The organism is Halobellus ordinarius (assembly GCF_031823395.1).
GTDB lineage: Archaea > Halobacteriota > Halobacteria > Halobacteriales > Haloferacaceae > Haloquadratum > Haloquadratum ordinarius.
Genome location: NZ_JAVQKJ010000002.1, coordinates 560284 through 582908, shown reverse-complemented (window position 1 = coordinate 582908; position 22625 = coordinate 560284). Strand labels below are relative to the sequence as shown.

The window sequence follows — 22625 nt, the reverse complement described above, 5'->3', positions numbered from 1 at the left end:
GGGGACGAAGGAGGATAAGGGGGAGGTCGGCCCCGGGTCGCGTGACGTCCCCCGGACGCCCTACAGCTCCGTCGTAAAGAACCGTTCCCGAACCGTCTCGGCCAGATTCGTCAGGTGGACCTGCCCGAAGACGGCCACGATCAGGGCGCCGAGGGAGTTGAACATCGCGTCGCGGACCGTATCGTCGAGACCGTGCTGGGCGAGCGGCATCGTCAGCCCCGTCGCATCCGCGGCGATGTCGAGGCCAAATTCGAACAGCTCCCAGACGACGCCGAAGGCGAGCACGACGATGAAGATGTACACGAAGAAGAACCGCCGCGGAATGTGAATCTCGTCGTGGTGGAGGTCGATCGCGCGGGCCGCGGTGTATCCGACGGCCGCGATGAGCGACGCCGACAACGCGTGGGTGAGATTGTCCCACCAGTAGATCTGGCCGTAGAGCCCGGCAGAACCGAGCGTGTGGAGGAACACCGAACTCGTGATCCAGAGCCCGAGCCAGGGGTCAAGCGGGAAGTCGTACCGCCGCCGCAGCGCCGCGGGGAGGAACGTGATGACGAGCGCGATCCCCCCGTTCGTGATCGCCTTCGGCTGCCCTGCCACGAGGCCGTACCCGACGAGCCCGACGAGCACCAGCTGCATTCCGCGGGTGAGGCGGCGCTGATTCCGGAGCGAGGGGCGCGGCAGCAGCGTCATCGGCGTATCACCCGCCGGATAGTCCGCCAGAGCGCCTTGTCGCGTCGTCTGAAGTAGCCATCGAACAGCAGGCCCGCGACGTGGCCGGCGAGGGTGACGTACAGCCACTCCATCATCAGCGTCTCGTTGTCGACGAGATACGAGGTCCCGAGCAGCCGGTCGGCGTTCCATCGGAAGATCGTCCACGCTGCGACCGTCGCCATCGTCGTCAGCACGACGAGCCCGATGGCGAACCAGTGGGTGACCCGCAGTGTAGTAAACATCTGCAGTTCCACGATGATGATCAACGCGAGAGCTGCCAAGGCAAGATAGGTCGCGAAGGTGCCGACCGTCCCGCCGAAGAGTCCGCGGACCAAGATCGGAAGCAGCGCGAGGACGAGCAACTCCCAGGGCAGCATCGTATGCCAGTCCCGGTACGCGACCGGCGGGATAAGCACGACGGCGCCGACAACCCCGACGAACAGGATCCACCCGTAGTCGAAGTCCAGTACGCTCTCGACGAACACCACAGCAAGGACACTGACGAGCAGCCAGGCGATCATCGCGTTCGTCCGCCCGTCGCGAAAGAGTCGTTTCAGGGCGTCCTCAGCGGTAGATGGAATCTTTCCATCCCCGTCCCCAGTGCGATCAGCCATTGGGGGCGTGACGGTCTCTCATCGCATAAGTTCAGTGGCATCGGTACTGGGTGAGCGACCGCGCACACTAGTGGCGTTTGCAAGGCGACACTCAGATGATCGCTTCACGGCGTGGGACCGGCTGAGAAATCAGTTGCAAACGCTCCGAGAGGAGAAACTGTGGCTGCGGGCCAAACAGGCGGTCTCGACGAGAGAGAACGGGGCCCACGCCGGTCGTCCGCGAAGGAGAGACCATCTGTCCGATCAAAGACCGTTCCGCACCGAAGAATACGTCGTCGAGGCACCGTTTACCCGGAGTCTCGTCGGCGTCGTCAAAAAACTCTGTCACGCTCCCCGGACACTCTCACTGTCACCTGGCCCGGATCGATACCGAGAGCCACGCGGAAATCCACTGTGAGATCGTCCAGGGCGAGTTCGACCGCTGCCGGATGCGCAGCCTGCGGTGGATGAGCGACGGCGATGACGCGGGCGATCGCCCGTGGGATCGGTCTCTCCTCAGCAGTATCCCACGCAAGGCACGTCGAAGATTCACCGAAGCGCTTTCGCCAGCTTCTGTACAATCAAACGGATCGGGACGACGGAGTAATACAGGGGATGGAGCGCACCCGGAAGCGGGAGGCACTCGTATTCCAGCACCATCGGGTGCAGGCTATCACGGTGGAGGAGCATCCGGAACGCGTCTCTCGATGAATCGGCTGCCGTGGCGTTGTAAACCAGGCGCTCAGTCGCACTTGGTCGTTCAGGCTCACCCCCTTCGATCGCCGCCGCGACGGATGCTGCGAGTTTATCGGCATCACTGTCGTTTCGGACCCGTCGGTCGACCCACTCGGGTACCGTGTAATCGAGTACCGAGGTCGCCACGGCGATTCCGACCAGTAACCTCCGCTCGACGCCATATGTTCTTGCTCGGGTGAAAAGCCGTGCCCACTCGAGGTCCGTTCCTTCGAGCGACGCTGCAAAATCGCTGATCCATTTCAGCAGATGCCACCGGTGTTTCGTGCCGTGATACGCGAGCATCAATAGTCTGTCTTCCGGGTCGAGTACGGGAAGTTCGACCCCCGCGACGGAGACGGTTTCGTGGCGATCCCACATCGTTTCGAACCCAACTCCGAATGGGAGTTGCGATTGGCCGACACGCCATCGAATCTCGACCTTCCAGTCTGCACGTTCTAACTTGTACTCACAGACCAGCGGCATCGTATACGGGCCGCCGAGCAGTGGCGAATCGTCGAGGCGTGGTGCATTACGAGTCCACTCATAGCCACGAGCTTCGAGAAGATCGACAGCGGCCGGAATATCCTCTCTGTGGACGAGTATGTCGAGATCGTGGAACTCCCGCAGCGACAGATCGTCGTAGGAAACCGCCGCCAGTATCGGGCCTTTGAATGGCATTGCACGGATCGACTCGTTTTCGAATGTCTCGAAGATGCCGTGTAGCTCGTCGGTGTACTGGAGGTTCCGTACCGCAGTCGAGTGGGCTCGTTCGCGGAGTCGCTGTATCACGGTGTCCGGGACATCGTGTCCAGGAGTGCTCTCGATGTGACGGTACAGTAACGGGAGTATCCCGTGACTGCCGCCGAGGTCAAGTACTCGGTCCCACGAGAGGTCCTCTTCGAGGAGGACTCGGATCCGGGCTGGTTCCGCCTGCATCGACGGGGGAAGCGAACAGCGTCGAAGGAGTTCAAACTCAGGAGGAGACTCTTCGACCGTTGGATTCCCGTGCTCCGTTTGGCTACTCCGTGTCCGCATCTATGTCCTCCTCGACTAATTCGACGAGCTGTGGGAGTTTCCCCAGGTCTCGCTCTCGACGTAACCGGCGAACCTGAACCGATTCTGCGAGGGCGGTACACCGAACGAAGTTCGATTCGATCTCCTCAGAGTCTTCGATGCGAGGGACCGTGTACGTGTGTCGAACCAGCTCGGGAGGTTGCTTTCGTGGTTCGACTGGAAGAACCGCCTCGTTCGGGCCGTCAGAAAGGATATAAATACGTTTCAGCGGGACGGGCGATTCGGGCTGTTCGTGTCTGAGACCGTGGAAGTGACGAGTTCGCAGCCGACTGGTTCGATGCGGTTTTTCCACGGGCACGTCAAGCCGGTCGACGATCGTCGGGTCCAGTTTGATCGACGGGTAGCCGCTTTGGACACGCGGAGTCCCGGAACCGAGTTCGATAGCGGCGACGTCGTCGCTCAAGACGCGATGACCGGCACACAGAAACGCCGTGGCAGTCGTCGTCTTTCCCATCCCCGACTCGCCCACGAATGCGACGGCCGTGTCCCCGATTGCGACGGTACTCGCGTGTAACACGAGGTAGCCGCGCTGGTGGAGGAGATAGTTGAACGCAGGGCCGATGATGACGTGTCGGATGACTTCCTCCGGCGCCGTCGGATCGGGATCGACGGCTATCTCGCGGCCCTCGCGGATCGAAATGTTCGCCGCTTCGTACAGGAGCAACTGTTCGTCATCGCCTTTCTGATAGACAGTCTGGTCGTCTCGGGCGTCCGCCGGTCGGTCGATCGATCGCCGCGTGACGACGACGTCCGCCCCCTCGGAACGCTGCGAGTCGGGGAGTTCGGGGATTTCGAACGCCGAGGCGACCGTCAATCCGAACGCGTTCAGACGGTGACGGGGTTCGGTCGACACGGTCACGTCTCCACGCTTCGGTTCTTCCGGTCCCGTTTCGAGCTGTCTTGGACTGTTCTCGCGACGGGGATCCGATCGACCGCTTCGCGACACATACTGCCGACTACCTGAGATTCCGCCATTAGTATAATCTCTATAACGGGCTGCTGGGGGGTCGAGAAAAACGACACCGACCGGGTGGAATCTTACCGAAACGTCCGCGGCCGATACTCGATGCGACCGGTCAGCCACCCACGACGAAAGTCGTGGACTTCCGCCTTGCAAATCCGTGAACGGATGGGCTGCTGCTCGTCACGTGTCGCTGGTATCTGTGAACGCCCCGGTGTCAAGTGGTTCGAGACGCAGGGGACGTCTCGTCGTCAGAAGCGAATGGAGCGCTGTCGAACGACCCCGAGGCACTCGCCTTGTTCATCCATAGAATCGGACGATGGTATCCGGTAAACGGCTCATAATTTTGTTCGATGGGGCTGCCTATCGGAATAATGGAAGAGACGTACGCGATACGTCGAAAACTCCGGGGGCTCTACCGGGTGGCGATGTATCGGCCGGTACACGCGTTGGCAATTGTCTTACTGAGTATCGTGGCGGCAGCATTCGAGGGTATCGGTCTTGGGTTTCTCGTTCCCATCGTCGAGACGGTCCAGGCCGGCGGCAGCGTCGGGAACGCCGGTGGCGTCATCCAGGTGTTCGAACGGATCTACGCGACGTTCGGTATCCCGTTTACGATCGGGTTCCTCGTCGCCGGAGTTATGGGGGTAATGACGGTCCGGTATACGCTCAGCTTCTTGGTCGCCTGGCTCCGTGCCGGACTCCGAGCGCAGTATATCACAGCACTTCGGGTCACTGCACTCGAACGAGCCCTTGACGCACGGATCGGATATTTTGACGAGGAGGGGTCCGACGAGATACTGAACACGATCATCACGGAAGCGAAGTACGCGGGCCGGACGATCAACACCATCGTCGAGCTCATCAAACAGACGTTTCTCGCCCTCGTATATCTCGGAGTCGCGTTCTACTTCGCGCCGCGTCTCACGACGGGTGGTATCGTGCTGTTCGGTTCACTCGTCGTCCTTTCCCGCCTTTTCATCGAGTCCGGATATTCGGTCGGAGAGCGGGTTGCCCAGGCCAACGAGCGAATCCAGCGCTCGGCCCAGGAGGGAACACAGGGGATCGGTGCGGTGAAAGTGTTCGGTCTCAAGCAGCAGGTTCTGTCGCGGTTTCGGGACGCTTCGCAGCAGTTCACGTCCGCGAAGACCAAAGTCGATCGGAACAAGGCAGCGATTGCGAACGGCTACAGGCTCGCTGCTTCCGTTGCGATGTTTCTGTTGATCTACGTGGCGTTCGTCATCGCGAATCTCTCCTTAGCTGCGATGAGCGTCTTCCTGTTTGCGATGTTTCGATTTATTCCGATGGTGAACGGAATCAACAGAACGGTCTACAATCTCGAACAGGGGCTCCCCCATCTCATCCGCGTTCAGGAGTTCATCGACGATATCGAGCGTGAACGCGAGCCCAAAGACAGTTCCCGGACGCCTCCGAAGCCCATCGAGAACGTCACCTTCGACGACGTCTCGTTCTCGTACGATTCGACGGAGCAGGTTCTCTCGAACGTCTCCTTGGAGTTCACCACCGACGAGTTCGTGGCGTTCGTCGGTCCGTCCGGAGCTGGTAAGTCGACCATCGCCTCGCTCCTCTGTCGGCTGTACGAACCCGAAAGCGGTCGGATCACCGCCAACGGCGTCCCGATCAACGAGATCGATCTCAGTGACTGGCGAGAGCAGGTATCGATCGTCAGGCAGCAACCCCACATCTTCAACACGACGCTGGCAGAGAACGTGGCTATCGGACAGGCGGACGCCGGTCGGTCGGATATCGAGTGGGCGTGTGAAAAGTCGCGTGTCACGGAGTTCGTCGACGAACTGCCCTGCGGGTACGACACCGAACTCGGCGACGACGGTGTCCGTCTTTCGGGTGGGCAGCGCCAGCGTGTCGCCATCGCAAGGGCGCTACTGAAAGACGCGGAGCTGTTGATCCTGGACGAGGCGACGAGTGACCTCGACTCCAGCCTCGAAAAGCAGGTCCACGATGCCATCGAGGGGATCGAACGGAACTGTGCCCTGGTGGTCATCGCCCATCGGCTCTCGACAGTTACCGACGCCGACCGGATTTACACCGTCGAAAACGGCACGATCACACAGACGGGGAGCCACAGTGAACTGCTCGCGGAGGACGGTCAGTACGCGTCCCTCTACAGGATGCAGGTCGGATGAGGGTAGTCGGATCCGCAGCGCTCACCTGATTTGATCTTCTCCCCACCCCGAAGGACGCGGGCTTGCGTCTGTTCGAGGTCACTCGGAGATGCCGTCGCGTCGACCGGTCGCGAGGTCGACCTGGAAACCATCTCAAGCGGCTCAATGACGGCCAAAGAGTAGGGTCAACGACTCTATTACTTTATCCCGTTCCCGTGGGTTGCTGCCTATGCAGAGGGTTTGGAATCACATCAGGGCGGACAGAGAGAGTCGTCCTCCCTCGTAACGATGTGTGGAATCGCCGGCCTCCTCGGACAGACGGACGAGAAAACGCTCTCGGAGATGCTGGAGCGGCTCCACCACCGGGGGCCTGACGATGAGGGTCGCTTCGTCGACGAAGACGACAGGATACTGATGGGTGCCCGTCGGCTCGCAATCGTCGACATCGATGGTGGCGACCAACCCATTCAAAACGAGGACGGTTCGGTCGTCGCTGTCTGCAACGGTGAAATATACAACCACAAGTCTCTGCGTGAGCAACTCAGAGGGCAGGGACACAGGTTCAGATCGAACTGCGACATCGAAGTCATCGTTCACCTCTGGGAGGAAGTGGGCGACGGGCTGGTCGACCACCTCGACGGTATGTTCGCCTTCTCGCTGTGGGATCGGAGCACCGGGACGCTCGTGCTCGCCCGCGACCGACTCGGTATCAAACCGCTGTACTACGCCGAAACGGATGACGGCGTCGTCTGGGGAAGCGAGATACCGGCGCTCCTGGCGGCCGGGATCGACGGCCGTCTCGATCCCGCCGCCGTGTACAATTACTTCCGGATCGAGTACACCCCGTCTCCGCAGACGTTACTCGCAAACGTACAGAAACTCCCGCCCGGGAGTATCGCCGTCGTCACGCCGGACGACGCGTCCGGACCGGCGTCGGAGCGCGTCACCCCTCGCCGCTACTGGTCACTGCCGTCCGACGCCGTCCCGAGTACCAGTAGTATGGCGGGCGCGGCGAGTGAACTGCGTCGGCTATTGTCGGACGCGGTCGAGCGACGGCTGATGTCCGACGTGCCTGTCGGGGGGTTTCTTTCGGGAGGCCTCGACTCGACGGCTACTGTCGGGCTTATGGCCGAGCACGTCTCTGACCTCAAGACGTTTGCAGTGCGGTTTCCAGGCAAGTCGTTCGACGAGAGCGACGAAGCTCGGTTTGCAGCGGACCACTTCGGGACCGACCACTACGAGGTAGACGTCGAGCTGTCATCGTTGGAGCACCTCGAGAGTCTGGTCTCACATCTGAGTGAGCCCCCCAGACACCGCCAGTTTCTCCCGATGTATGCGCTCTCGAAACTCGCGCGTGACCAGGGCGTGCGAGTCGCCCTGTCAGGCAGCGGAGCGGACGAACTGTTCGGTGGCTACTCGCGCTACGAGGTCGTTCCTCCACGTCGACGCCGTGTCTCACGCCTGCCCGGGGTGATCCACGATCTCGCCGATCACGCTGCGGACATCGTTCCGATCCAGCACCTCTCCTATCTCGCCGCGCTGAAAGACGAACCGACGGTGCTCCGTCGACTCAACTGTGGGTTCAATCGCCGCCCGAAGACCGACGAATTTCTGGAAGCGGGGATTGAGGATGGAAAATCCGAACGCGACGACGCCGTCGACACCGCGATGGAACGAGCCGTGCACGACGACACTGCCCATCGGATGATGACCTACGACGTCACGTATATGCTTCCCGATTACGTGCTACACAAGACCGACCACACGAGTATGGCGGCGTCGCTGGAGGCTCGAGTACCCTACCTCGACCGGCGAGTGGTCGAGTTTGCCCACCGGTTGCCGACCGAATACAAACTGAACGGGACCCGGAAAGCAGTCCTGAAGAGAGCGATGGCCGACGTGGTTCCCGAGCGGATTCGCTCGCGGGAGAAATACGGGATGGGTCTCCCCGTCCACGAATGGTTCCGGTCGGAGAACGGTGCCGTCGCCCGGTGGCTCACCGAGTCGAACCTCGAAGATACGCCGTTCATCGATGCTGAAAAGATACTCGAGCGATGGGCCGAACACCGTCGAAAACAGGAACATCACGGCTATATGCTGTGGGGGACGCTTGCCTTCGTGGCCTGGTATCAGACGGTAGTGACTCCGGAACGGCCACGGAGCCCATATAAGTGATCCTTCCGCGAGTTACGACGGACTGGAGGGACACGGCTCGGCGAAAAACGCGGGGGTACCGCGTCGTTCAGCGGGCAGTTCGCAGGCGACGACCGCTAAACGGCCCCGCCGTCACCGTTGTTTCCGTACCCGTCGTCGTAGGTACCTTGCGTCAGTTCCTCGACGCTACCGTACGTCTCGACCGTCGGTGGGTCGTAGTCAGCCATTGGGTGTAACACCCATCGGCTCCTTCGGGAAACGGGTGTTTTGTTATGGACACTTTGCCCGATAGTCATCTACGAGTTAGTATTTGATTGAAATATTAGTCGGGACGGGACGCAAGACGCGTCTCACGATGGGGAGGAGGTATCGAGGGCGCCCTGCTCGGCGAGAAACGCGGGGGAGGGACCCGCGTCGTTCAGCGGACAGTTCGCCGGCGACGACGGCTATCGTAGCACGTCGTTCTTTCCGTACCCGCCGTCGTGGGTATCCTGCGTCACTTCCTCGATGCGACCGTACGTCTCGACCGCCGGAGGGCCGTAGTCAGCCATTGGGTGGAGCACCCATCGGCTCCTTCGTGAAATATTCGTATTGTTATAGATACTTTGCCAGCTCGTTATATTTGAGCTACTATACACCCGAAATTCAAGTTAAGCACTAACGGTCCAACTCGAGATTCGCCGATACCGGTCGAGATCCTTCAGATCCCCGACGACGACGGTTCCCTCCCGCTCTACCCACGCGTGGGCCTCGAAGGCCGTCTCGGGGTTCGCAACCCCGAGTCGGACGGTCGCAGGGAAGCCGTGGGCCGCCAAGAGTGCGGCGCCGACGATGGCCTGGGAGAGACAGGTGCCGCTCCCCGGGAGAACGGTGTTCGCAGCCGTCACTGCCCACGTGATCTGATCCGGATCCTCGACGCTCGTAACCGCCGGCGACGCCCTCGCGAGCCGGGAAATACCCCATCGCGTCCAGTCGAGTTCAAACAGCGCCAGTAGCACCCGGCACGAGAGGAGCAGCACTGTCGAGATACACAGCAGGACTCGCTTATCCCAAGACAGCGAGGCGAACCTACAGAACAGATTGATCATCGACCTCGATGAGACGTTCGGCGGCCATCTCCTGGAGGAACTCGCGAATATCCCGCTCGCATCGCTGGGGTGCCACGTCGTACTCGGTCGAAACGGTTTCCACGAGTGTCCCGACTGTGGTCGGCTCCTGAATCAGCTCCCAGACTCGGGGCCCAACGCCGGAGAGGCCCTGATACGTTCCCTTCTCCTTGTTCAGTAGGATGGTCTCCCCGTCCACGGTAGTCGCGACGTGCTCTTCTTTGGCGACCACAGTCGTATGTGTCTTGATCGCTGCCATAGTCTTCACTTCTGACGACCGGAGTATGAATATAGACCGCCTAACCCTTCAAGACCGACAACAGCCGTCTGGGTGGCTCCCGAACGGCCGCCTAAGTGGCTCGACAGTGACTATCGAGTTCGGGTTCGTGGCTGTTTGTTCCACACGATTTGGACTCCGTAGTGGACTACGGGCGATAGGGTGGGCGGCTGTCGGGCTTCACTCTCGCCCCCGTTGGATTGGGGTACTCGCCCTCGTTTTTCTAGTATAGACAATATAACAAACCAATCAACTGCGATGCGACAAGGTATGGCGACGAAATCCGTCTCCGTCCCGGACGGGCCGGAAATGGAGACGACACGCGAGGGCGTCACCTATCGGATCCGACCATACGAAAGGAACGACACCCCAAAAATCGTCGCTCTGCTCTCGGCCCATCAGTATGCGGGCATCGACGAGGAGTGGTTCCGACAAACGTACGTTGCGAACCCGTACGTCGATCACGTGCCGCTTTTCGTGGTCGAAACCGACGGCGACATCGTCGGGGTACGGCCGTTCACCGCGTTTCGGGTACGAGCCGGCGAGGCGAGCGAACTGGCCTTGCTGACGCGAGACACGCTTATCCATCCCGATCACAGACGTCGCGGGCTGTTCACCGCGATGACCGAGTTAGCGCTCCAGCACTACGAGACCGCCGAGCCAGCGTTCGTGTTCAGCCACTCCAACCACAGGTCATTCCCTGGATACCGGAAGATGGGATGGTCGTCGCTGGGACACCGCGAGACGTACTGTCGGGTACAAACCGCCAGTGCGCTCGTGGATGCCAACACGCGAGATACGGTTACAACGCTTTTATCGCCGGTCGCATCGGTCCTCTCACGAACGCATCTCGCAGTCCGCGATCGGATTTCGAGGTCACCTGCGGATATAACTGTGACACGAACCGAAACCGTTCCAGAGAAGACCTTGGCCTCGCTTTACCGACAGCGACGCCCCGAGGAACCCCACATCGTGCGCGACGAGGCGTTCTATCGTTGGCGGTTCCGCAGTTCCGAGTGGCAACCCAACAGGACTTACATCGCCCGGCGCGGTGGGGAGCCACTGGCAGGTCTCATCGCCCTCACAAACGACGGGAAACCGTCCGTCACGTCGATAGTCGACCTCGTGCCGCGGACCGGTGGCGAGAACTGGACGACTGCCATCGGCTGTGCCCTCGACCATCTCATCGCCGATCACAGCGGGACCGACATACTGAAAGTGTCCGAACCGGTCTTTCCCCCCCGCATCCTCCGGAAGCGTGGATTTCTCTCGTCGAGTCGGCTTCCGTTGTCAGTTCTGGCCGACGAAAGCCGCCGGCTGACGCTGGGACTCCGCCCGCTCCGTGACGAAGTGAGTATAGACGGCCATCCGGTTGACCATGCTGCGCAGGAACTGTGGTCGGTCTCACACTGAAACGGTCGGCTGTGCGTCTCTCATCGACGACGGTTCCGGTCCCGGAGTCGGCGGCAGCCGGAACGACAATCGCGTATCCAGTTGAGCACGCATCCGATCGCACGCTGCCGTTCGATTATGTCGGTGAAGACGTATACACGTGACGAGAACTCACACAACCCCGGTCAATCGAGCGTCCCAACCGCAGCATCGGCCGTCCGTTCTGCGACCCGTTGGTAGATCTCACAGTGCGTCGTATGGGAGAATTCGTGCCGGTCGTTACAGATATCGGCACGCATCGGGGAGACGAAACTCCCCGTGGCGGTGCAGTAGGGTCGTTCGTGATCGAAGTCGTGCTTTCCATCGCTGGACCGATAGCAGAGGTAGCTGCAGGTCATACACGGATTCCCACGCCTGATTCACTTTGTTAGTACCCGTTTACGCTATTCCGAGGAGTTCCCGCGCCTCGTCGGGTGTCGCGATGTCGCGCCCGAGCGGTTCGGCGATCTCTACGGCTCGTTCCACGAGTTCGGCGTTGCTCCTCGCAAGCCGACCCTCCGCGTAGTAGAGATTGTCCTCGAGGCCGACGCGAATGTGCCCGCCGAGGAGGATACTCAGTGTCGTCAGCGGAACCTGGTGAGCCCCGGTTGCGAGGACGTTGAACTCCGCCTTCGGCGGAAGGTTGTCGACCAGGTTGACCACGTTCTTCGGCCGTGGGATCGTGAACGCCGATCCGCCAAAGATCAGGTTGACGTAATACGGCGGTTCGAGCAGCCCCTTCTCGATCAATCGGAAGGCCTCGTTCAGTTGTCCGCCGTTGAACACTTCGAGTTCCGGCTTGATACCCCGTTCGCGCATCTCGAGGGCGAGCGTCTCGATATTTTGACGGGTGTGTTCGGTGATGATATGTCGATCCCGTTTGAACGGTCCCAGATCGAGTGACGCCATCTCCGGGGGTGGATCCGTTCGGATCCCTTCGATTCGTTCCCCGATCGGCCCCTGTCCGCCGGTCGTGTTCTGGACGATGATGTCGTCACAAAGATCACGGATCGCGTCGTTGACTTCCTGCAGCCGGGAGGCATCGTTCTCTCCGTGTTCGTCGCGACCGTGAACGTGAACGATGGAGGCTCCGAGTTCCTCACAGGCACGAACGTCGGCGGCGATTTCCTCGGGTTGTTCCGGAAGGTTCGGATTCGCGTCCTTGCCGTGAACGCCGCCAGTCGTCGCGACAGTGACGATGAGTTTCTCGTTATGGTGGTAGTCTTCGTATGCCATAGGGCACTGCGTGTCGCATCAAGCCATTGTTATGAATAGGTTAAGCCGGTCGACCGGCTGTGTTTTCGAACGATTCGAAGCGCCTCGGGTGACGCCGTGCGACGTTTCGCGACCGGTACGAAGCACTCTGGACGCCCTGTTCGGCGAAAAACGCGGTTCGGGGAACCGCGTCGTTCAGCGGGCAGTTCGCGGATGACGACAGCTAAAACATGTCACCGCCTTTCGTGCCGTACCCGTCGTCGTAATTTGTTTGGGTGAGCTCCTCGACGCTACCGTACGTCTCGACCGTCGGTGGGTCGTAGTCAGCCATTGGGTGTAACACCCGTCGGCACCTTCAAGAAATGTTTATATTGTTATGCATACTGTGTGGGATAATTATAACAACGTTACTACTCGACCGGGATTTTAGCTGAGCTATGAGGCGTGTTTCACAGCTGTTGCGACGTACCGGGGGTGACCGTCGGTCCCGTGGGATCGTCCTCCTGTTTGCACGCAACAATCTCACGACGCTCGACAAGGCGCAATGATTCCGCTCCCGTCTCGCATTTCTATAGAGCAGGGAAAACGGCTGTAGAAGGCTATAGGCCCGGGTGCGAGAACCGAACTACGGTCATTTCGCTCGCGGCCGCTCGCGTCACTCTCTGGTTCGATTCTCGCCTTCCGACCATACCGCTCTTCTCTTCGGGGTCGCAGAAAAAGTCCGGGTGCGAGAATCGAACCCGCGTCTCAGCCTCCACAAGGCTGAAGGATAGTCCACTACCCTAACCCGGACACGCACCTGCAGGTACCCCCGTCGGAGCCAAATACGTTACGACTCTCGGGTGGAGTGCGGCTGAGTCACACAGCACAGCTCCCGCGGCGGGAACGGCGTGCCCCGGTCGCCAGCAAGCTGTCGAGCGGACGCTCCCCGCATCGAGACGCTTTTGCCCCACACCGCCCTACAAGTAGCCACGCGTGGCCATCACGGACAAGATCTACCTGAAGAACCACCGGCAGATCGTCTCCCAGTTGGACGTGAACATCCCGAAGGGGGCGTTCAAGGGGGCGACGATGGACGTCCTCTACTCCGGAGAGGGGCTCGCGAAGCTCGATGACGCGACCCGCGACCGGCTGCTCGACTTCGCGGAGGACTTCCTCGACCCGGAGAACCCCGACGACCTGTATACGGGCTACCCGGAGCGGCAGTTCATCCGGTATCTGTTGGAACTCCGCGCACAGGGGCTCGGCCCCGACGCCATCGTCGACGTAATGAGCGACGAGTATCTCCTGTATGCGTACCCCGGCGACGTGCTGTCGTTTCTCGACAACGCGGTCCGGACGCTCGAAGCGGCCGAGACGCTCGCGGGCGTCGAGGGCGACGAGCGGATGGAACAGAAGCTGCGGCGGGCGCGGAAGGCGCTGTCAGGATAGACAGGGTCGAACCGGCGAAATACGGGAGCACGTAACCGACGAAGAGATCCGCGTCCGCAGACGCTCGTTATCCCAGACGGAAGGAGGGTTCGTCGGCCTCGCTTTGATCGAGGTCTTCGAGCTGGATGACGTCCTCGTCCTCGTCTTCGAGCTGCTCGCGGAGATAGTTCACGTACCGCTTGTGCTCTTCGAGCTGTTCGCGGAGGTGGTCGGCCTCCAGTTCGAGGCGCTCGTGCTCGCGGATGAAGCTCTTGGGGACCTTCACCTTCGGCGGGAAGCTCTCCTCTTCGTCGCTGCGGAGCTGTTCGAGTTCGTGCTCGGGGACGACCTGGACCTGGCCGTCGTGGGCAACGAGCGTGTCGACGTAATCGCGGAAGACCGCAGACAGGGAGATGTCGCGCTCCTCGGCGATTTCACGGAGCGTCTCGAACGCGTCCTCGTTGACGCGGAACGAGATCGTCTTGTTTTTGTTGCCCATAGGCTCGTTTCGCCACTCGTCGGCCGATCCACTTAATGGTTCGTCAGACACTCACCGCGACGGCCGGCCCCGACGCGTCTCGGCGGAACGGCAACGCTCGTTGCTGATGCGATTCAGCCGGGAGATGATGCTGGTGATGTGGTTCGGCCGGGAGATGATGCTGGTTGCTGATGTGGTTCGGCCGGGCGATGACGCTCGTTGCTGATGCGGTTCAGCCGGGAGATGACGCTGGTTGCTGATGTGGTTCGGCGTGGAACAAAGGGCCGGTAGCGGTTCGGAGCCGAGGACGGCAGACTCCCGGCTCAATCGACCCTACGGCTCGGGCTGGAGGTCGTCCGCGGTATCCCCGGGACCGGCGCCACTATCCGTGGTGCCACCGCCGAGGCCGAGTTCGTCGCTGTCGGACTCTTCGAGGCTCTCCAGTGCCGAAATCGTCGATTCGGTGTACCGCTCGATCGGAAGGTCGTACTCCTCGCGGGCCATCCGTGCGTACTCGTTACCCTCGGCGTCGAACGCGTCGATCCGGTCGAGGGTCCGTTCCGCGGTCTCGACGACCCACCGGTCGCGAGTGGCGGCGTCGACCACGACAATCGACTCGGGGCGGACCGAGACGTTGACCGAGCCGTCGTCGGTCTCGTAGGTCCGCGGCTTGCCGGCAACGGCGACGTACGCCGGGGGCTCCAGATCCCGGAGGGTACTCGCGGCCTCCGGCTGGTACTGGCCGGCGTAGACGAAGAACGTCCCCGTCGGATCGACGATCCGGCCGCGCCAGTACTCGTTGTCCTCGCCGACGTCGTCTTTCTCCGTCAGCGTCCCGACGAAGAACACGCGGTTGGCCTTCGCCCCCGTCGGCAGCAGGACGTAGACCGGCGCGCGGTCGTCGTCGGACTCTTTGAAGGTGAAGGCGGCGTCGTTGAACTCGTCTGCGAACACACGGCGTGCGACCTCTCGTGAGGGGATGTCGTTTGCGCTCATTTCAGATCGACCTCGCTTTGATCAGGACCGCTTCGGGATCCGCTGGTTCGGTGAGCCGTTCGACCTCGTCGGCGAGGACGTACCGGCCGAGTTCCGGGCCCGACACCCGATAGTACCGGCCGACCAGGTCCTGCCGCATCTCGTCGACGACGACCGAGGTGTCGAGGGCGTCCATCGCCAGCTGCTGGGCTTCCTCGAGTTCGATGCCGGTGAGTTCCTCGGTCGTCTCGCGGCCGAAGATCACCTCGTGGACCGCGGCGCCGTCGTCGAGGACGCCCTTGATCCGCAGGTCGAACTCGCCTTCGACGTCGCCGTGCTCCGAGCAGCGCCCGTTCTGCAGGACGCGCGTACAGCCCTCCTCGGGACAGCGCTTGATCAGTCCGCTGCCGGACTGGATGTCGACGAGCGCGCCCTCGACGGTGACGGCGTCGTCGCCGACCTCGATGTCCTCGTCGAGCTTTTCGATCGTCGTCGTCCGGTTGAGCTTCACCGAGAAGTTGCCCTGGTACTCGTCGGTGACGACGTTCCCGAGGCGGTAGACTGCTCCTTCCTCCAACTCGGGGAGGTCGGAGGTCTCGAAGGCGACGAACTTGGTCCGCCCGGACTCGTCGCCGAGCAGGCCGACCTGGGCGATCGCTTCGTTCTGGGGCTCCCATAGCTCGACGACCTTCGCGGTCACGTCGATCCACTGTTCGTCCTCGTCGATGTCGGTGAGGTGAACCTCGTCGTTGCCGCCGCGGCCGATCTCGTCGCGTTCGAGGTCGGCCTCGTCGAGGTAGCTGTTGACGACCGACCGTCGCGCCTCTTCGACCGGGACCCGGTACTCCTCGACGAGGTTCCGCAGTCGCTCTTCGACCTCGTCTTCGCTCACGTCGAGGTGGTCCGAGAACTGTTCTGCAATCTCCGCTGCGTGTGTTCGCAGGTCTGACATAGTTTCACTCGCCTCCACCTTGGTTTTCGTTGGGAGGCACACGCCGGTTGGTTCCCGATGAGTAATAAAGTATCGTGACCGTGGTGAAAGTGAAGTGGGACACGAAGTCTGTCGATTTCGCCTGATACGATCCGGAATGCGGCGACCGACGGTCGACTCCGCCGGAGTTGCTCAGCAGTCCGTTTCGTCCCACCAACGGATCTATACCGGTTCCGGCCCCACTCTCTCCCGATGGAGGACCGGCTCGAACGCCTCGTCCGGCAGAAGTTCCGCGAGGCAGGCCGCAAGTACGCCCAGGCACGCGACGCCTACCGCGAGGGTCGCGAGGAGTCCGGCGGCGGCGAGTCCGCGAGCGGAGCAGTGCCGCCGTCGCTTCCCCGCGACGAGGCAGGCCGCGTCAGGCTCGTCTGCCGCCGCGACGCCGACAAGCGGACCGTGCACGTCGGCGACGACGGCCATCCCGAGTGTTTCGAGGCGGGGCATCCCGACTGCGAGGGGTGTGTCGAGGACGTCCGCGACGGCATCGTGGAGACGTGGTGATGACCGACGCGGAACCACCCGTCGCGCCCCAGGAGGATCCCGTCGTCGCCGTCGTCCTCGCCGGCGGTACCGGCACCCGGCTGTATCCCGCCAGCCGCTCTGATCGCCCGAAGCAGTTCCTCCCGCTGGCCGGCGAGGAGTCGCTCCTCGAACGGACCGTCTCGCGGGCGCGGGAGGTCACAGACGAGGTGGTCGTCGTCACCCGCAAGTCGTACGTCGATGGCGTGCGCGAGCGCGTGCCCGAATCCACAGTACTCGTCGAACCAGTCGGGCGGGACACCGGACCGGCCCTGCTGTATGCGACCCACTGGATCGATCGCACGTACGACGACCCTGTCGTCGTTGCGCTCCCGAGCGACCACCTCGTCGGCGAGGGGTTCGCTCCGGCGATCGAGCGCGGCGTCGCCGTCGCCGCAGCGACGGACCGGCTCGTCACGTTCGGCGTCGAGCCGACGAGACCGGAGACCGGCTACGGCTACATCGAGGCCGCGATCGACGACGCTGGCGAAGCCACCCAGACCGGGGAACCGATCGACGACGCCGGCGAAGCCACCCAGGCCGGGGAACCCATCGACGACGCCGACGGATCTACTGAGACATCGACCGATCGCGACGTCGAGTGGTACCCCGTCCGCTCGTTCCACGAGAAACCCGACGCCGACACTGCGGAAGCGTACGTCGCCGCGGGCCACTACTGGAACGCCGGCCTGTTCGCCTGGCGACCCGCCGCCTTCCTCGAAGCGGCCGCGGCGTCGCCGCTTGCCGAGCTGGTCGACGCGCTTCGTACAGCAGAAGACGCCTACGGCGACGGTGAAGGTGCGGCCGACGGCGCAGGCGACCTGAACGACGACCCGGCCGTGTCCGCGGCGTTCGCGGCTGCCGATCCGGTGAGCGTCGACAACGCGGTGTTCGAGACGTGGGACCGGGTCGCGGTCGTGCCGGTCTCCTTCACGTGGGACGACATCGGTGCCTGGGACGCCTTAGAACGAGTGCTCGCTGCCGACGAAGACGGCAACGTTACCGCCGGTGACGTCACGCTCCGGACGCTCGACGCCGGGGACAACGTCGTCGCGGCCGACGGAAAACACGTTTCGCTTGTCGGCGTCTCCGATCTGGCGGTGGTCGCCTGGGACGACCGCGTGCTCGTAGTCCCGAAAGGGCGCGCTCAGGCCGTCAAATCGCTGGTCGGCGCGCTACGGGACCGCGGCGAGTTCTAGTCGTCGGCCGCCGCGACCGACGAGTGGCGGACCTCGACGCGGCCGTCCGTGGTCACCCCGACGAGCAGCGATTTACGGACTTCGCGCCCCTGGACGGCGTCGCCAGCGGCATCCGACACTGCCTTCATCAGCTCCGGCGCCGTGCGGTTGGCCTTCACGCCGGCCTCGTCGCAGGCGTCGTAGACCAGTTTCGGGACGTCATAGAGGTCCGTTCCCGCCTCGACGGACACCTGAACCGGCGCGGCCAGCGCCTCGGCGAACGCGACGGTCTCGCGGGCTTTCTCGACGTTGCGTCGCGCGCTCGATTCGACACTGGAGACGTTCGCCCGGGACGTCCCCAGCATCGAGGCGATCTTAGACTGGCGGATGTCACGTTCTCTGAGCGCCAGCACCTCCGCCTGTCGCCGCGTCAGTACGCTCTCCTCGGCATCGAACCCCGTCTCCGAGAGTATCGCGTCGACGTCTACGTCCGCGTCTTCGTCCTCATCGACCTGGTCCATACTCTTCCCTACGCGGCCACGCGCAAAAAAGTCCCCAGAAGAACGGCTGTCCGACCCGTCTGCCTCGGACGTGCGGGCGGACTATCCGCCCCAGAAGTTGTCGCGACTGCCGAGCGCCGTCCGGCGGTCGAGTCCGTCGCCGGTCTCCGTGTCCTCGTCGTCGCTTGCTTCCTGGTCGTCGGAAGCGTCGGCGTCCGTCTCCTCGCCTTCCTCCTCGTCGAGCGGGAGCCGCTCGACGATCTCCTTCGCAGTGGCGTGGTTCGACTTCACGCGGTGGATCCGGACGACCGCCCGCGCCTCCGGAAGCAGGCCGTCGACGAGCACGATGAACCCGTCGTCCGTCCGGCCGACGCCCGCGCCGCTCTCGTGGATGTCGTCGACGTCGACGACGACCTCCTCCCCGGGCTTGACGGGCTGGGCCTTCAGGTCGCGGATCGGCTGGTCGTAGTTGTTACACCACTCCGCGCCGCCACGATCGCCGTAGTACTGACACCCCATCCCGTCGATGCGCTCGGAGTACCGGGGGCAGTCGTCGGCCAGCGGACAGTCGGACATAGTGGCAGTTACTCCGCGGCCTGTCTAAACGCTTGTGGGTTTAAGTGAACGGCCCTGATCGGCCGGAGAGTACCCTCTCCGGTGGGCCGCTGCAGCCGCGTCGCCCGATGAACTCGTCGCATCGCTCGGGATCGAAGTGGCGGGCGCTTCGATCCGGTGGGCCCTCCGGAGTAGTTGTAAACTGAGTCGGCTAAAGAGAACTGTGAGCCTTGGCCGCAAGGAGTGAGACGTTTCCGACCACGCGAGCGACAGACCGTTCCCGCCGTCGAATTGCCGAACCGACCCTAATGATTACTCTCGTCTCTTCCCGCCGATCGCCGAAGGCGGGGATGGCGCTCGGCGGAAAACAGTGAGAGTAATCAGTACCGTTCTCCCGCGACCGCAACGCTTTCACTCGACTCGTCCCGAGTCCGGGTATGAGCCGTCGCGTCCCCGAGTTCGCGGTCGTCACGGGCGTCTTTCTGGGCCTTTCGGCCCTCGTCACCGGTGTGACCCTTGGGTGGGGCCTCTACGCGACGGTCGTCATCGGGGCCGGCGTCTCCTACCCCTTCGTCGCCTTCGGGATCGTCCGCGACGACGATCCCGCGGCGACGATCCGGCCCCGACCCGTGCTCGCTGCCGGTGGTCTCGTCGCCGCACTCGGTGCGCTCGGAGCCCTCCTCGGCACTCCGACGCCTGCTGGCGTGCTCTTCGCGCTCCTCGTTGGAGTCGTGCTCTTCGTACCCCCAGCCGCCTATGCTACGCGCTACGGCGCGGGCGTCAACCCGCTCCCGCCGCAGACGACGGTACTCGCCGGCGCCGCGACCGGATTCCTCCTGCTCGTCGCGGGACTGTTCGTCGACCGGCCGCTCACGGGCGTCGCCGTCGGCGGCGCCGTGGCTCTCGGGTGCGCGCTCTACGGGAACGAACGCGGCGTCGCCGTCGGCGTCCGGACGAAACGCCGCGCCGCAGCCGCAGGCGGACTCTTGGGCGTCGGCCTCGTCGGCGTCGGGGTGCTCGACGGCGGTCCACTGACGGAGTGGCTGCTCGCCGGGGCGGCGACAGCGCTACTCCCGAGCGTCTTTCTGGCGTTGACCGCGGACCAAACCCGTCGATCCCCGCGCTCCCGCTGAAAAATCCAGTGTGGGCGGCTTACGCCAGCGGCGCCGTTCGACGACCTACGCGAGCGGCGTCCGCTCGACGACGGTCCCGTCGACGGTCGGGTACTGTTCGATGATCTCGCCTTCCGGGACGTCGCCCTCTTCGATCATCTCCTCTAGGAGCCACCACGCGACCTCGACGTGGTCGGATTTGGCCGTGTAGAACTCCTCGTCGACGCCGAGGGCGTCGAGTTCCGCCGGCGGGACCCACGTCTTGCCGTAGACGATCGTCCCGTCGTCGGTCACCTCGTCGAACGGCCGCCGGACGATCTTGGCCATCCGCTTGAGGCGGTTCCGGTGCTGGGCGGCGTCTTTGAACACCGAGGTGCAGAAGTACACCCGTTCGTGGTCGCCCATCTCTTCGAGGATCGCCTCTTTCGAGCCGTCGACGGCGGACATGTGGCCCTCCTGGAGTTCGTAGCCCGCCTCCTGCATCCGGCGGTAGTTGCCGTCGCTCATCTCGAACTCGTTGACGTTACAGAACTCGGCGGCGCCCTCGTCGAGGAATTCGAGGAACTCCGGTTCGGCGCGGATGCCGGGGATCTCGAAGGCGGGCGTGAGCCCCTCCTCGCGGGCGATGTAGAGGATCTCCTCCCACTCGGTGCCGTGGAGATCGCCCCACTGTTCGTACGGCGGGTGGAATCGGATCTCGTCGAGGCCGGCCGCAGAGAGGCGGCGCATATTCTCCCGGCCGCCCGTGATGCCGGTGTAGAGGTGGGTGTGGTGGTCCTCGCCGAACTCGTCTTTCAAAAGCGAGAGATATCGGCAGGTCTTTTCGAGGGCCTCCTGGGGCTCGCCCCCCGTGATGGAGGTCCCGAGCGCGTCCATCCGTTTCGCTTCGTCGATGACGTCCTGATCGGATTCGACGAGGCGCTCGTTGGCGTAGACGTCGGTGACGTTCTTCCGGTTCTCGCCGAGCGGGCAGTAGAAACAGTCGCGCTGGTCGCAGTAGCCGTAGACAAAGAGCACCATCTTGCCCCCTTTCGCGCACTGTTCACAGCCCTTCGAGATCATTCTCTCAGAGACTACTGGCCCGAGACTCAAAAGTCGTGCTACTTGGAGACGGCTTGACGAGTGTGCATCCGCTCTTGGGATTCCCCAGACGTACGGGTGATATGTAGTTACGCGAATGCTGGCTGGAGAACCGCCACGGGTGGGACTGGAAGGGGCCGAACGCGGCCTCTTCCGAGATTCTCTCTGGGCCTCTCTGCGATATCACTGCTTGACTAAACAGCATCCTTCGCGTGCTCCCGAAAGCAGATATACGTCGACGGCTTACGCCCGACAAATGCTCTTGGTCCTCTGTGTCGACCTCGACGACGACCTCGGCCGCAAGACGGGCCATCCCACGCCCGTCGTCGGCCGGGACGCGGTCGAGGCGGCGGCCGTCGATCTCGCCACGGCCGATCCGGAGGACTCCGACGTGAACGTGTTGTTCCAGGGGATCCACGAGTACGATGCGCTCCGAGCCGACCCGGACGTCGAGGAGGCAGTGACGGTTGCGGCGGTCACGGGAACGCAGAGTGGCGACGTGAAGGCCAACCGCGCGATCGGTGAGGAGATCGACCGGGTGCTTGCGGGCCTCTCGACCGGTGAGAACGTCAGCACGATCGTCATCACCGATGGCGCACAGGACGAGTCGGTCCTGCCGATCGTCCGCTCGCGCGTCCCCATCGACAGCGTGCGCCGCGTCGTCGTCCGGCAGGCGCAGGACCTGGAGTCGATCTACTACACGATGAAGCAGGTGCTTGCGGACCCGGAGACCCGCGGGACGATCCTGGTACCGCTCGGGATCCTGCTCCTCATCTACCCGTTTCTCACGATCGCCAGCCTCTTCGAAGTCCCGGGGGCCGTCGTGCTGGGGATCATCTCCGCGCTGTTGGGACTGTACACGCTCTTCCGTGGGCTCGGACTTGAGGACGCCGTCGACGAAACCGCCGATCGGATCCGCGACGTGCTCTACGAGGGCCGGGTCACGCTCATCACCTACGTCGCCGCCGCGGCGCTGCTGATCGTCGGCGGATTCCGGGGGATCGCCCTGCTCGAAACGGTCCGCACGAGCGTCAGCGACCCCACGCCGCCGATCGTCCTGGCAGCGCTCGTCCACGGAGCCGTGCAGTGGTTCGCAGCCGCCGGCGTCACCTCCAGCCTCGGACAGGTGACCGACGAGTATCTCGCCGACCGATTCAAGTGGCGCTACCTCAACGCCCCCTTCTACGTCGTCGCGATTGCGATCGTTCTCTACGTCGTCTCTGGGTTTTTCCTGCCGAGCGGCATCGGTGGCGTCCAGTCGTTCTCGCTAACGGGGCTTGCGGTCGGGCTCACGGTCGGGACACTTCTGGGCGTGTTCAGCACGCTCGCCTTCGCGATCGCGGAGTCGCGATTCCCGACCGCCGCGGAAACAGAGACGGAAGCGGACGCCGAGGCGACGTAGAGGCTCCCGGACCGGTTCCGG

At 63.0% G+C, this 22625-nt stretch carries 23 protein-coding genes and 1 tRNA gene; 8 read left to right on the top strand and 16 right to left on the bottom strand.

From position 1 onward, the window contains the following. Window positions 1–60 precede the first annotated feature (60 nt). The 4 genes from RJT48_RS03245 to RJT48_RS03230 form a co-directional block, all read right to left on the bottom strand. Window positions 61–693: a DUF2238 domain-containing protein gene (locus tag RJT48_RS03245; protein WP_311170785.1), complete on the bottom strand. Its 633-nt coding sequence runs from the start codon at window positions 691–693 to the stop codon at window positions 61–63. Further along, a complete protein-coding gene (locus RJT48_RS03240) occupies window positions 690–1328 on the bottom strand; it encodes a hypothetical protein (RefSeq protein ID WP_311170784.1) in 639 nt (212 codons plus the stop codon). The genes RJT48_RS03245 and RJT48_RS03240 overlap by 4 nt, the downstream gene beginning before the upstream one ends. Before the next feature lie 528 nt (window positions 1329–1856). Continuing rightward, entirely contained in the window at window positions 1857–2978 is a 1122-nt protein-coding gene (locus RJT48_RS03235) for a nucleotidyltransferase domain-containing protein (protein WP_311170783.1), read from the bottom strand. An 82-nt stretch (window positions 2979–3060) separates the two neighbouring features. Continuing rightward, a complete protein-coding gene (locus RJT48_RS03230) occupies window positions 3061–3969 on the bottom strand; it encodes a serine/threonine protein kinase (protein WP_311170782.1) in 909 nt (302 codons plus the stop codon). A 482-nt stretch (window positions 3970–4451) separates the two neighbouring features. On the opposite strand from RJT48_RS03230, the gene RJT48_RS03225 reads away from it, so the two are divergent. Both RJT48_RS03225 and asnB read left to right on the top strand, forming a co-directional pair. After that, a complete protein-coding gene (locus RJT48_RS03225; RefSeq protein WP_311170781.1) occupies window positions 4452–6242 on the top strand; it encodes an ABC transporter ATP-binding protein in 1791 nt (596 codons plus the stop codon). A gap of 267 nt (window positions 6243–6509) precedes the next feature. Next, window positions 6510–8396, top strand: coding sequence for an asparagine synthase (glutamine-hydrolyzing) (asnB, locus tag RJT48_RS03220; RefSeq protein WP_311170780.1), 1887 nt, complete (start codon window positions 6510–6512; stop codon window positions 8394–8396). Between the two features lie 95 nt (window positions 8397–8491). Here the strand turns inward: asnB and RJT48_RS03215 are convergent, their stop codons facing one another. The 3 genes from RJT48_RS03215 to RJT48_RS03205 form a co-directional block, all read right to left on the bottom strand. Further along, on the bottom strand, window positions 8492–8602 hold the full coding sequence (locus tag RJT48_RS03215) for a lasso RiPP family leader peptide-containing protein (RefSeq protein WP_311170779.1): 111 nt from the start codon (window positions 8600–8602) through the stop codon (window positions 8492–8494). A 423-nt stretch (window positions 8603–9025) separates the two neighbouring features. Next, entirely contained in the window at window positions 9026–9463 is a 438-nt protein-coding gene (locus RJT48_RS03210; protein WP_311170778.1) for a lasso peptide biosynthesis B2 protein, read from the bottom strand. Further along, window positions 9444–9740 (bottom strand): PqqD family peptide modification chaperone, encoded by a 297-nt coding sequence (locus tag RJT48_RS03205; RefSeq protein ID WP_311170777.1) that lies wholly within the window; start codon window positions 9738–9740, stop codon window positions 9444–9446. The genes RJT48_RS03210 and RJT48_RS03205 overlap by 20 nt, the downstream gene beginning before the upstream one ends. Window positions 9741–10028: 288 nt before the next feature. Between RJT48_RS03205 and RJT48_RS03200 the strand changes: the two genes are divergently transcribed. Further along, on the top strand, window positions 10029–11171 hold the full coding sequence (locus tag RJT48_RS03200; protein WP_311170776.1) for a GNAT family N-acetyltransferase: 1143 nt from the start codon (window positions 10029–10031) through the stop codon (window positions 11169–11171). 164 nt (window positions 11172–11335) lie between these two features. Here RJT48_RS03200 and RJT48_RS03195 read toward each other — a convergent pair whose 3' ends face one another. From RJT48_RS03195 to RJT48_RS03185, 3 genes are all read right to left on the bottom strand, one after another. Further along, entirely contained in the window at window positions 11336–11548 is a 213-nt protein-coding gene (locus RJT48_RS03195) for a hypothetical protein (protein ID WP_311170775.1), read from the bottom strand. 40 nt (window positions 11549–11588) lie between these two features. Next, entirely contained in the window at window positions 11589–12425 is an 837-nt protein-coding gene (locus RJT48_RS03190; protein ID WP_311170774.1) for a beta-keto acid cleavage family enzyme, read from the bottom strand. A gap of 698 nt (window positions 12426–13123) precedes the next feature. Then, window positions 13124–13196 (bottom strand) — tRNA-His (locus RJT48_RS03185). 183 nt (window positions 13197–13379) lie between these two features. Here RJT48_RS03185 and RJT48_RS03180 point away from each other — a divergent pair. Continuing rightward, window positions 13380–13835 carry a DUF5814 domain-containing protein gene (locus RJT48_RS03180; RefSeq protein ID WP_311170773.1) on the top strand — a complete coding sequence of 152 codons (456 nt, stop codon included), beginning with the start codon at window positions 13380–13382 and terminating at the stop codon, window positions 13833–13835. Window positions 13836–13902: 67 nt separating this feature from the next. Here the strand turns inward: RJT48_RS03180 and RJT48_RS03175 are convergent, their stop codons facing one another. The 3 genes from RJT48_RS03175 to RJT48_RS03165 all read right to left on the bottom strand — a co-directional run bounded on the left by RJT48_RS03175 (window position 13903) and on the right by RJT48_RS03165 (window position 16219). Beyond that, window positions 13903–14313 carry a DUF8146 domain-containing protein gene (locus RJT48_RS03175; protein WP_311170772.1) on the bottom strand — a complete coding sequence of 137 codons (411 nt, stop codon included), beginning with the start codon at window positions 14311–14313 and terminating at the stop codon, window positions 13903–13905. A gap of 312 nt (window positions 14314–14625) precedes the next feature. Next, entirely contained in the window at window positions 14626–15288 is a 663-nt protein-coding gene (locus RJT48_RS03170) for an RPA family protein (RefSeq protein WP_311170771.1), read from the bottom strand. Between the two features lies 1 nt (window position 15289). After that, on the bottom strand, window positions 15290–16219 hold the full coding sequence (locus tag RJT48_RS03165; RefSeq protein WP_311170770.1) for a replication factor A: 930 nt from the start codon (window positions 16217–16219) through the stop codon (window positions 15290–15292). A gap of 231 nt (window positions 16220–16450) precedes the next feature. Between RJT48_RS03165 and RJT48_RS03160 the strand changes: the two genes are divergently transcribed. Both RJT48_RS03160 and RJT48_RS03155 read left to right on the top strand, forming a co-directional pair. Beyond that, on the top strand, window positions 16451–16759 hold the full coding sequence (locus RJT48_RS03160) for a DUF7091 family protein (RefSeq protein WP_311170769.1): 309 nt from the start codon (window positions 16451–16453) through the stop codon (window positions 16757–16759). Then, window positions 16759–17976 carry a mannose-1-phosphate guanylyltransferase gene (locus RJT48_RS03155; RefSeq protein ID WP_311170768.1) on the top strand — a complete coding sequence of 406 codons (1218 nt, stop codon included), beginning with the start codon at window positions 16759–16761 and terminating at the stop codon, window positions 17974–17976. The genes RJT48_RS03160 and RJT48_RS03155 overlap by 1 nt, the downstream gene beginning before the upstream one ends. Here the strand turns inward: RJT48_RS03155 and RJT48_RS03150 are convergent. Both RJT48_RS03150 and RJT48_RS03145 read right to left on the bottom strand, forming a co-directional pair. Then, window positions 17973–18476, bottom strand: a complete 504-nt coding sequence (locus RJT48_RS03150) for a Tfx family DNA-binding protein (RefSeq protein WP_311170767.1) — start codon at window positions 18474–18476, stop codon at window positions 17973–17975. The genes RJT48_RS03155 and RJT48_RS03150 overlap by 4 nt on opposite strands. Window positions 18477–18557: 81 nt before the next feature. After that, window positions 18558–19031, bottom strand: a complete 474-nt coding sequence (locus RJT48_RS03145) for a TRAM domain-containing protein (RefSeq protein ID WP_311170766.1) — start codon at window positions 19029–19031, stop codon at window positions 18558–18560. Between the two features lie 416 nt (window positions 19032–19447). On the opposite strand from RJT48_RS03145, the gene RJT48_RS03140 reads away from it, so the two are divergent. Further along, window positions 19448–20143, top strand: a complete 696-nt coding sequence (locus tag RJT48_RS03140) for a hypothetical protein (RefSeq protein ID WP_311170765.1) — start codon at window positions 19448–19450, stop codon at window positions 20141–20143. A gap of 45 nt (window positions 20144–20188) precedes the next feature. Here RJT48_RS03140 and RJT48_RS03135 read toward each other — a convergent pair whose 3' ends face one another. Then, window positions 20189–21184, bottom strand: a complete 996-nt coding sequence (locus tag RJT48_RS03135) for a radical SAM protein (protein WP_311170764.1) — start codon at window positions 21182–21184, stop codon at window positions 20189–20191. 274 nt (window positions 21185–21458) lie between these two features. Here RJT48_RS03135 and RJT48_RS03130 point away from each other — a divergent pair, with 274 nt between their 5' ends. Further along, window positions 21459–22604 carry a DUF373 family protein gene (locus RJT48_RS03130; RefSeq protein WP_311170763.1) on the top strand — a complete coding sequence of 382 codons (1146 nt, stop codon included), beginning with the start codon at window positions 21459–21461 and terminating at the stop codon, window positions 22602–22604. Window positions 22605–22625: the final 21 nt, after the last annotated feature.

Bases quoted from the DNA above. Each gene is read 5' to 3' on its own strand.
- RJT48_RS03245 (WP_311170785.1), bottom strand. From the start codon at position 693: ATGACGCTGCTGCCGCGCCCCTCGCTCCGGAATCAGCGCCGCCTCACC.
- RJT48_RS03240 (WP_311170784.1), bottom strand. From the start codon at position 1,328: ATGGCTGATCGCACTGGGGACGGGGATGGAAAGATTCCATCTACCGCT.
- RJT48_RS03235 (WP_311170783.1), bottom strand. From the start codon at position 2,978: ATGCAGGCGGAACCAGCCCGGATCCGAGTCCTCCTCGAAGAGGACCTC.
- RJT48_RS03225 (WP_311170781.1), top strand. From the start codon at position 4,452: ATGGAAGAGACGTACGCGATACGTCGAAAACTCCGGGGGCTCTACCGG.
- asnB (WP_311170780.1), top strand. From the start codon at position 6,510: ATGTGTGGAATCGCCGGCCTCCTCGGACAGACGGACGAGAAAACGCTC.
- RJT48_RS03215 (WP_311170779.1), bottom strand. From the start codon at position 8,602: ATGGCTGACTACGACCCACCGACGGTCGAGACGTACGGTAGCGTCGAG.
- RJT48_RS03210 (WP_311170778.1), bottom strand. From the start codon at position 9,463: ATGATCAATCTGTTCTGTAGGTTCGCCTCGCTGTCTTGGGATAAGCGA.
- RJT48_RS03205 (WP_311170777.1), bottom strand. From the start codon at position 9,740: ATGGCAGCGATCAAGACACATACGACTGTGGTCGCCAAAGAAGAGCAC.
- RJT48_RS03200 (WP_311170776.1), top strand. From the start codon at position 10,029: ATGGCGACGAAATCCGTCTCCGTCCCGGACGGGCCGGAAATGGAGACG.
- RJT48_RS03195 (WP_311170775.1), bottom strand. From the start codon at position 11,548: ATGACCTGCAGCTACCTCTGCTATCGGTCCAGCGATGGAAAGCACGAC.
- RJT48_RS03190 (WP_311170774.1), bottom strand. From the start codon at position 12,425: ATGGCATACGAAGACTACCACCATAACGAGAAACTCATCGTCACTGTC.
- RJT48_RS03175 (WP_311170772.1), bottom strand. From the start codon at position 14,313: ATGGGCAACAAAAACAAGACGATCTCGTTCCGCGTCAACGAGGACGCG.
- RJT48_RS03170 (WP_311170771.1), bottom strand. From the start codon at position 15,288: ATGAGCGCAAACGACATCCCCTCACGAGAGGTCGCACGCCGTGTGTTC.
- RJT48_RS03165 (WP_311170770.1), bottom strand. From the start codon at position 16,219: ATGTCAGACCTGCGAACACACGCAGCGGAGATTGCAGAACAGTTCTCG.
- RJT48_RS03160 (WP_311170769.1), top strand. From the start codon at position 16,451: ATGGAGGACCGGCTCGAACGCCTCGTCCGGCAGAAGTTCCGCGAGGCA.
- RJT48_RS03155 (WP_311170768.1), top strand. From the start codon at position 16,759: ATGACCGACGCGGAACCACCCGTCGCGCCCCAGGAGGATCCCGTCGTC.
- RJT48_RS03150 (WP_311170767.1), bottom strand. From the start codon at position 18,476: ATGGACCAGGTCGATGAGGACGAAGACGCGGACGTAGACGTCGACGCG.
- RJT48_RS03145 (WP_311170766.1), bottom strand. From the start codon at position 19,031: ATGTCCGACTGTCCGCTGGCCGACGACTGCCCCCGGTACTCCGAGCGC.
- RJT48_RS03140 (WP_311170765.1), top strand. From the start codon at position 19,448: ATGAGCCGTCGCGTCCCCGAGTTCGCGGTCGTCACGGGCGTCTTTCTG.
- RJT48_RS03135 (WP_311170764.1), bottom strand. From the start codon at position 21,184: ATGATCTCGAAGGGCTGTGAACAGTGCGCGAAAGGGGGCAAGATGGTG.
- RJT48_RS03130 (WP_311170763.1), top strand. From the start codon at position 21,459: ATGCTCTTGGTCCTCTGTGTCGACCTCGACGACGACCTCGGCCGCAAG.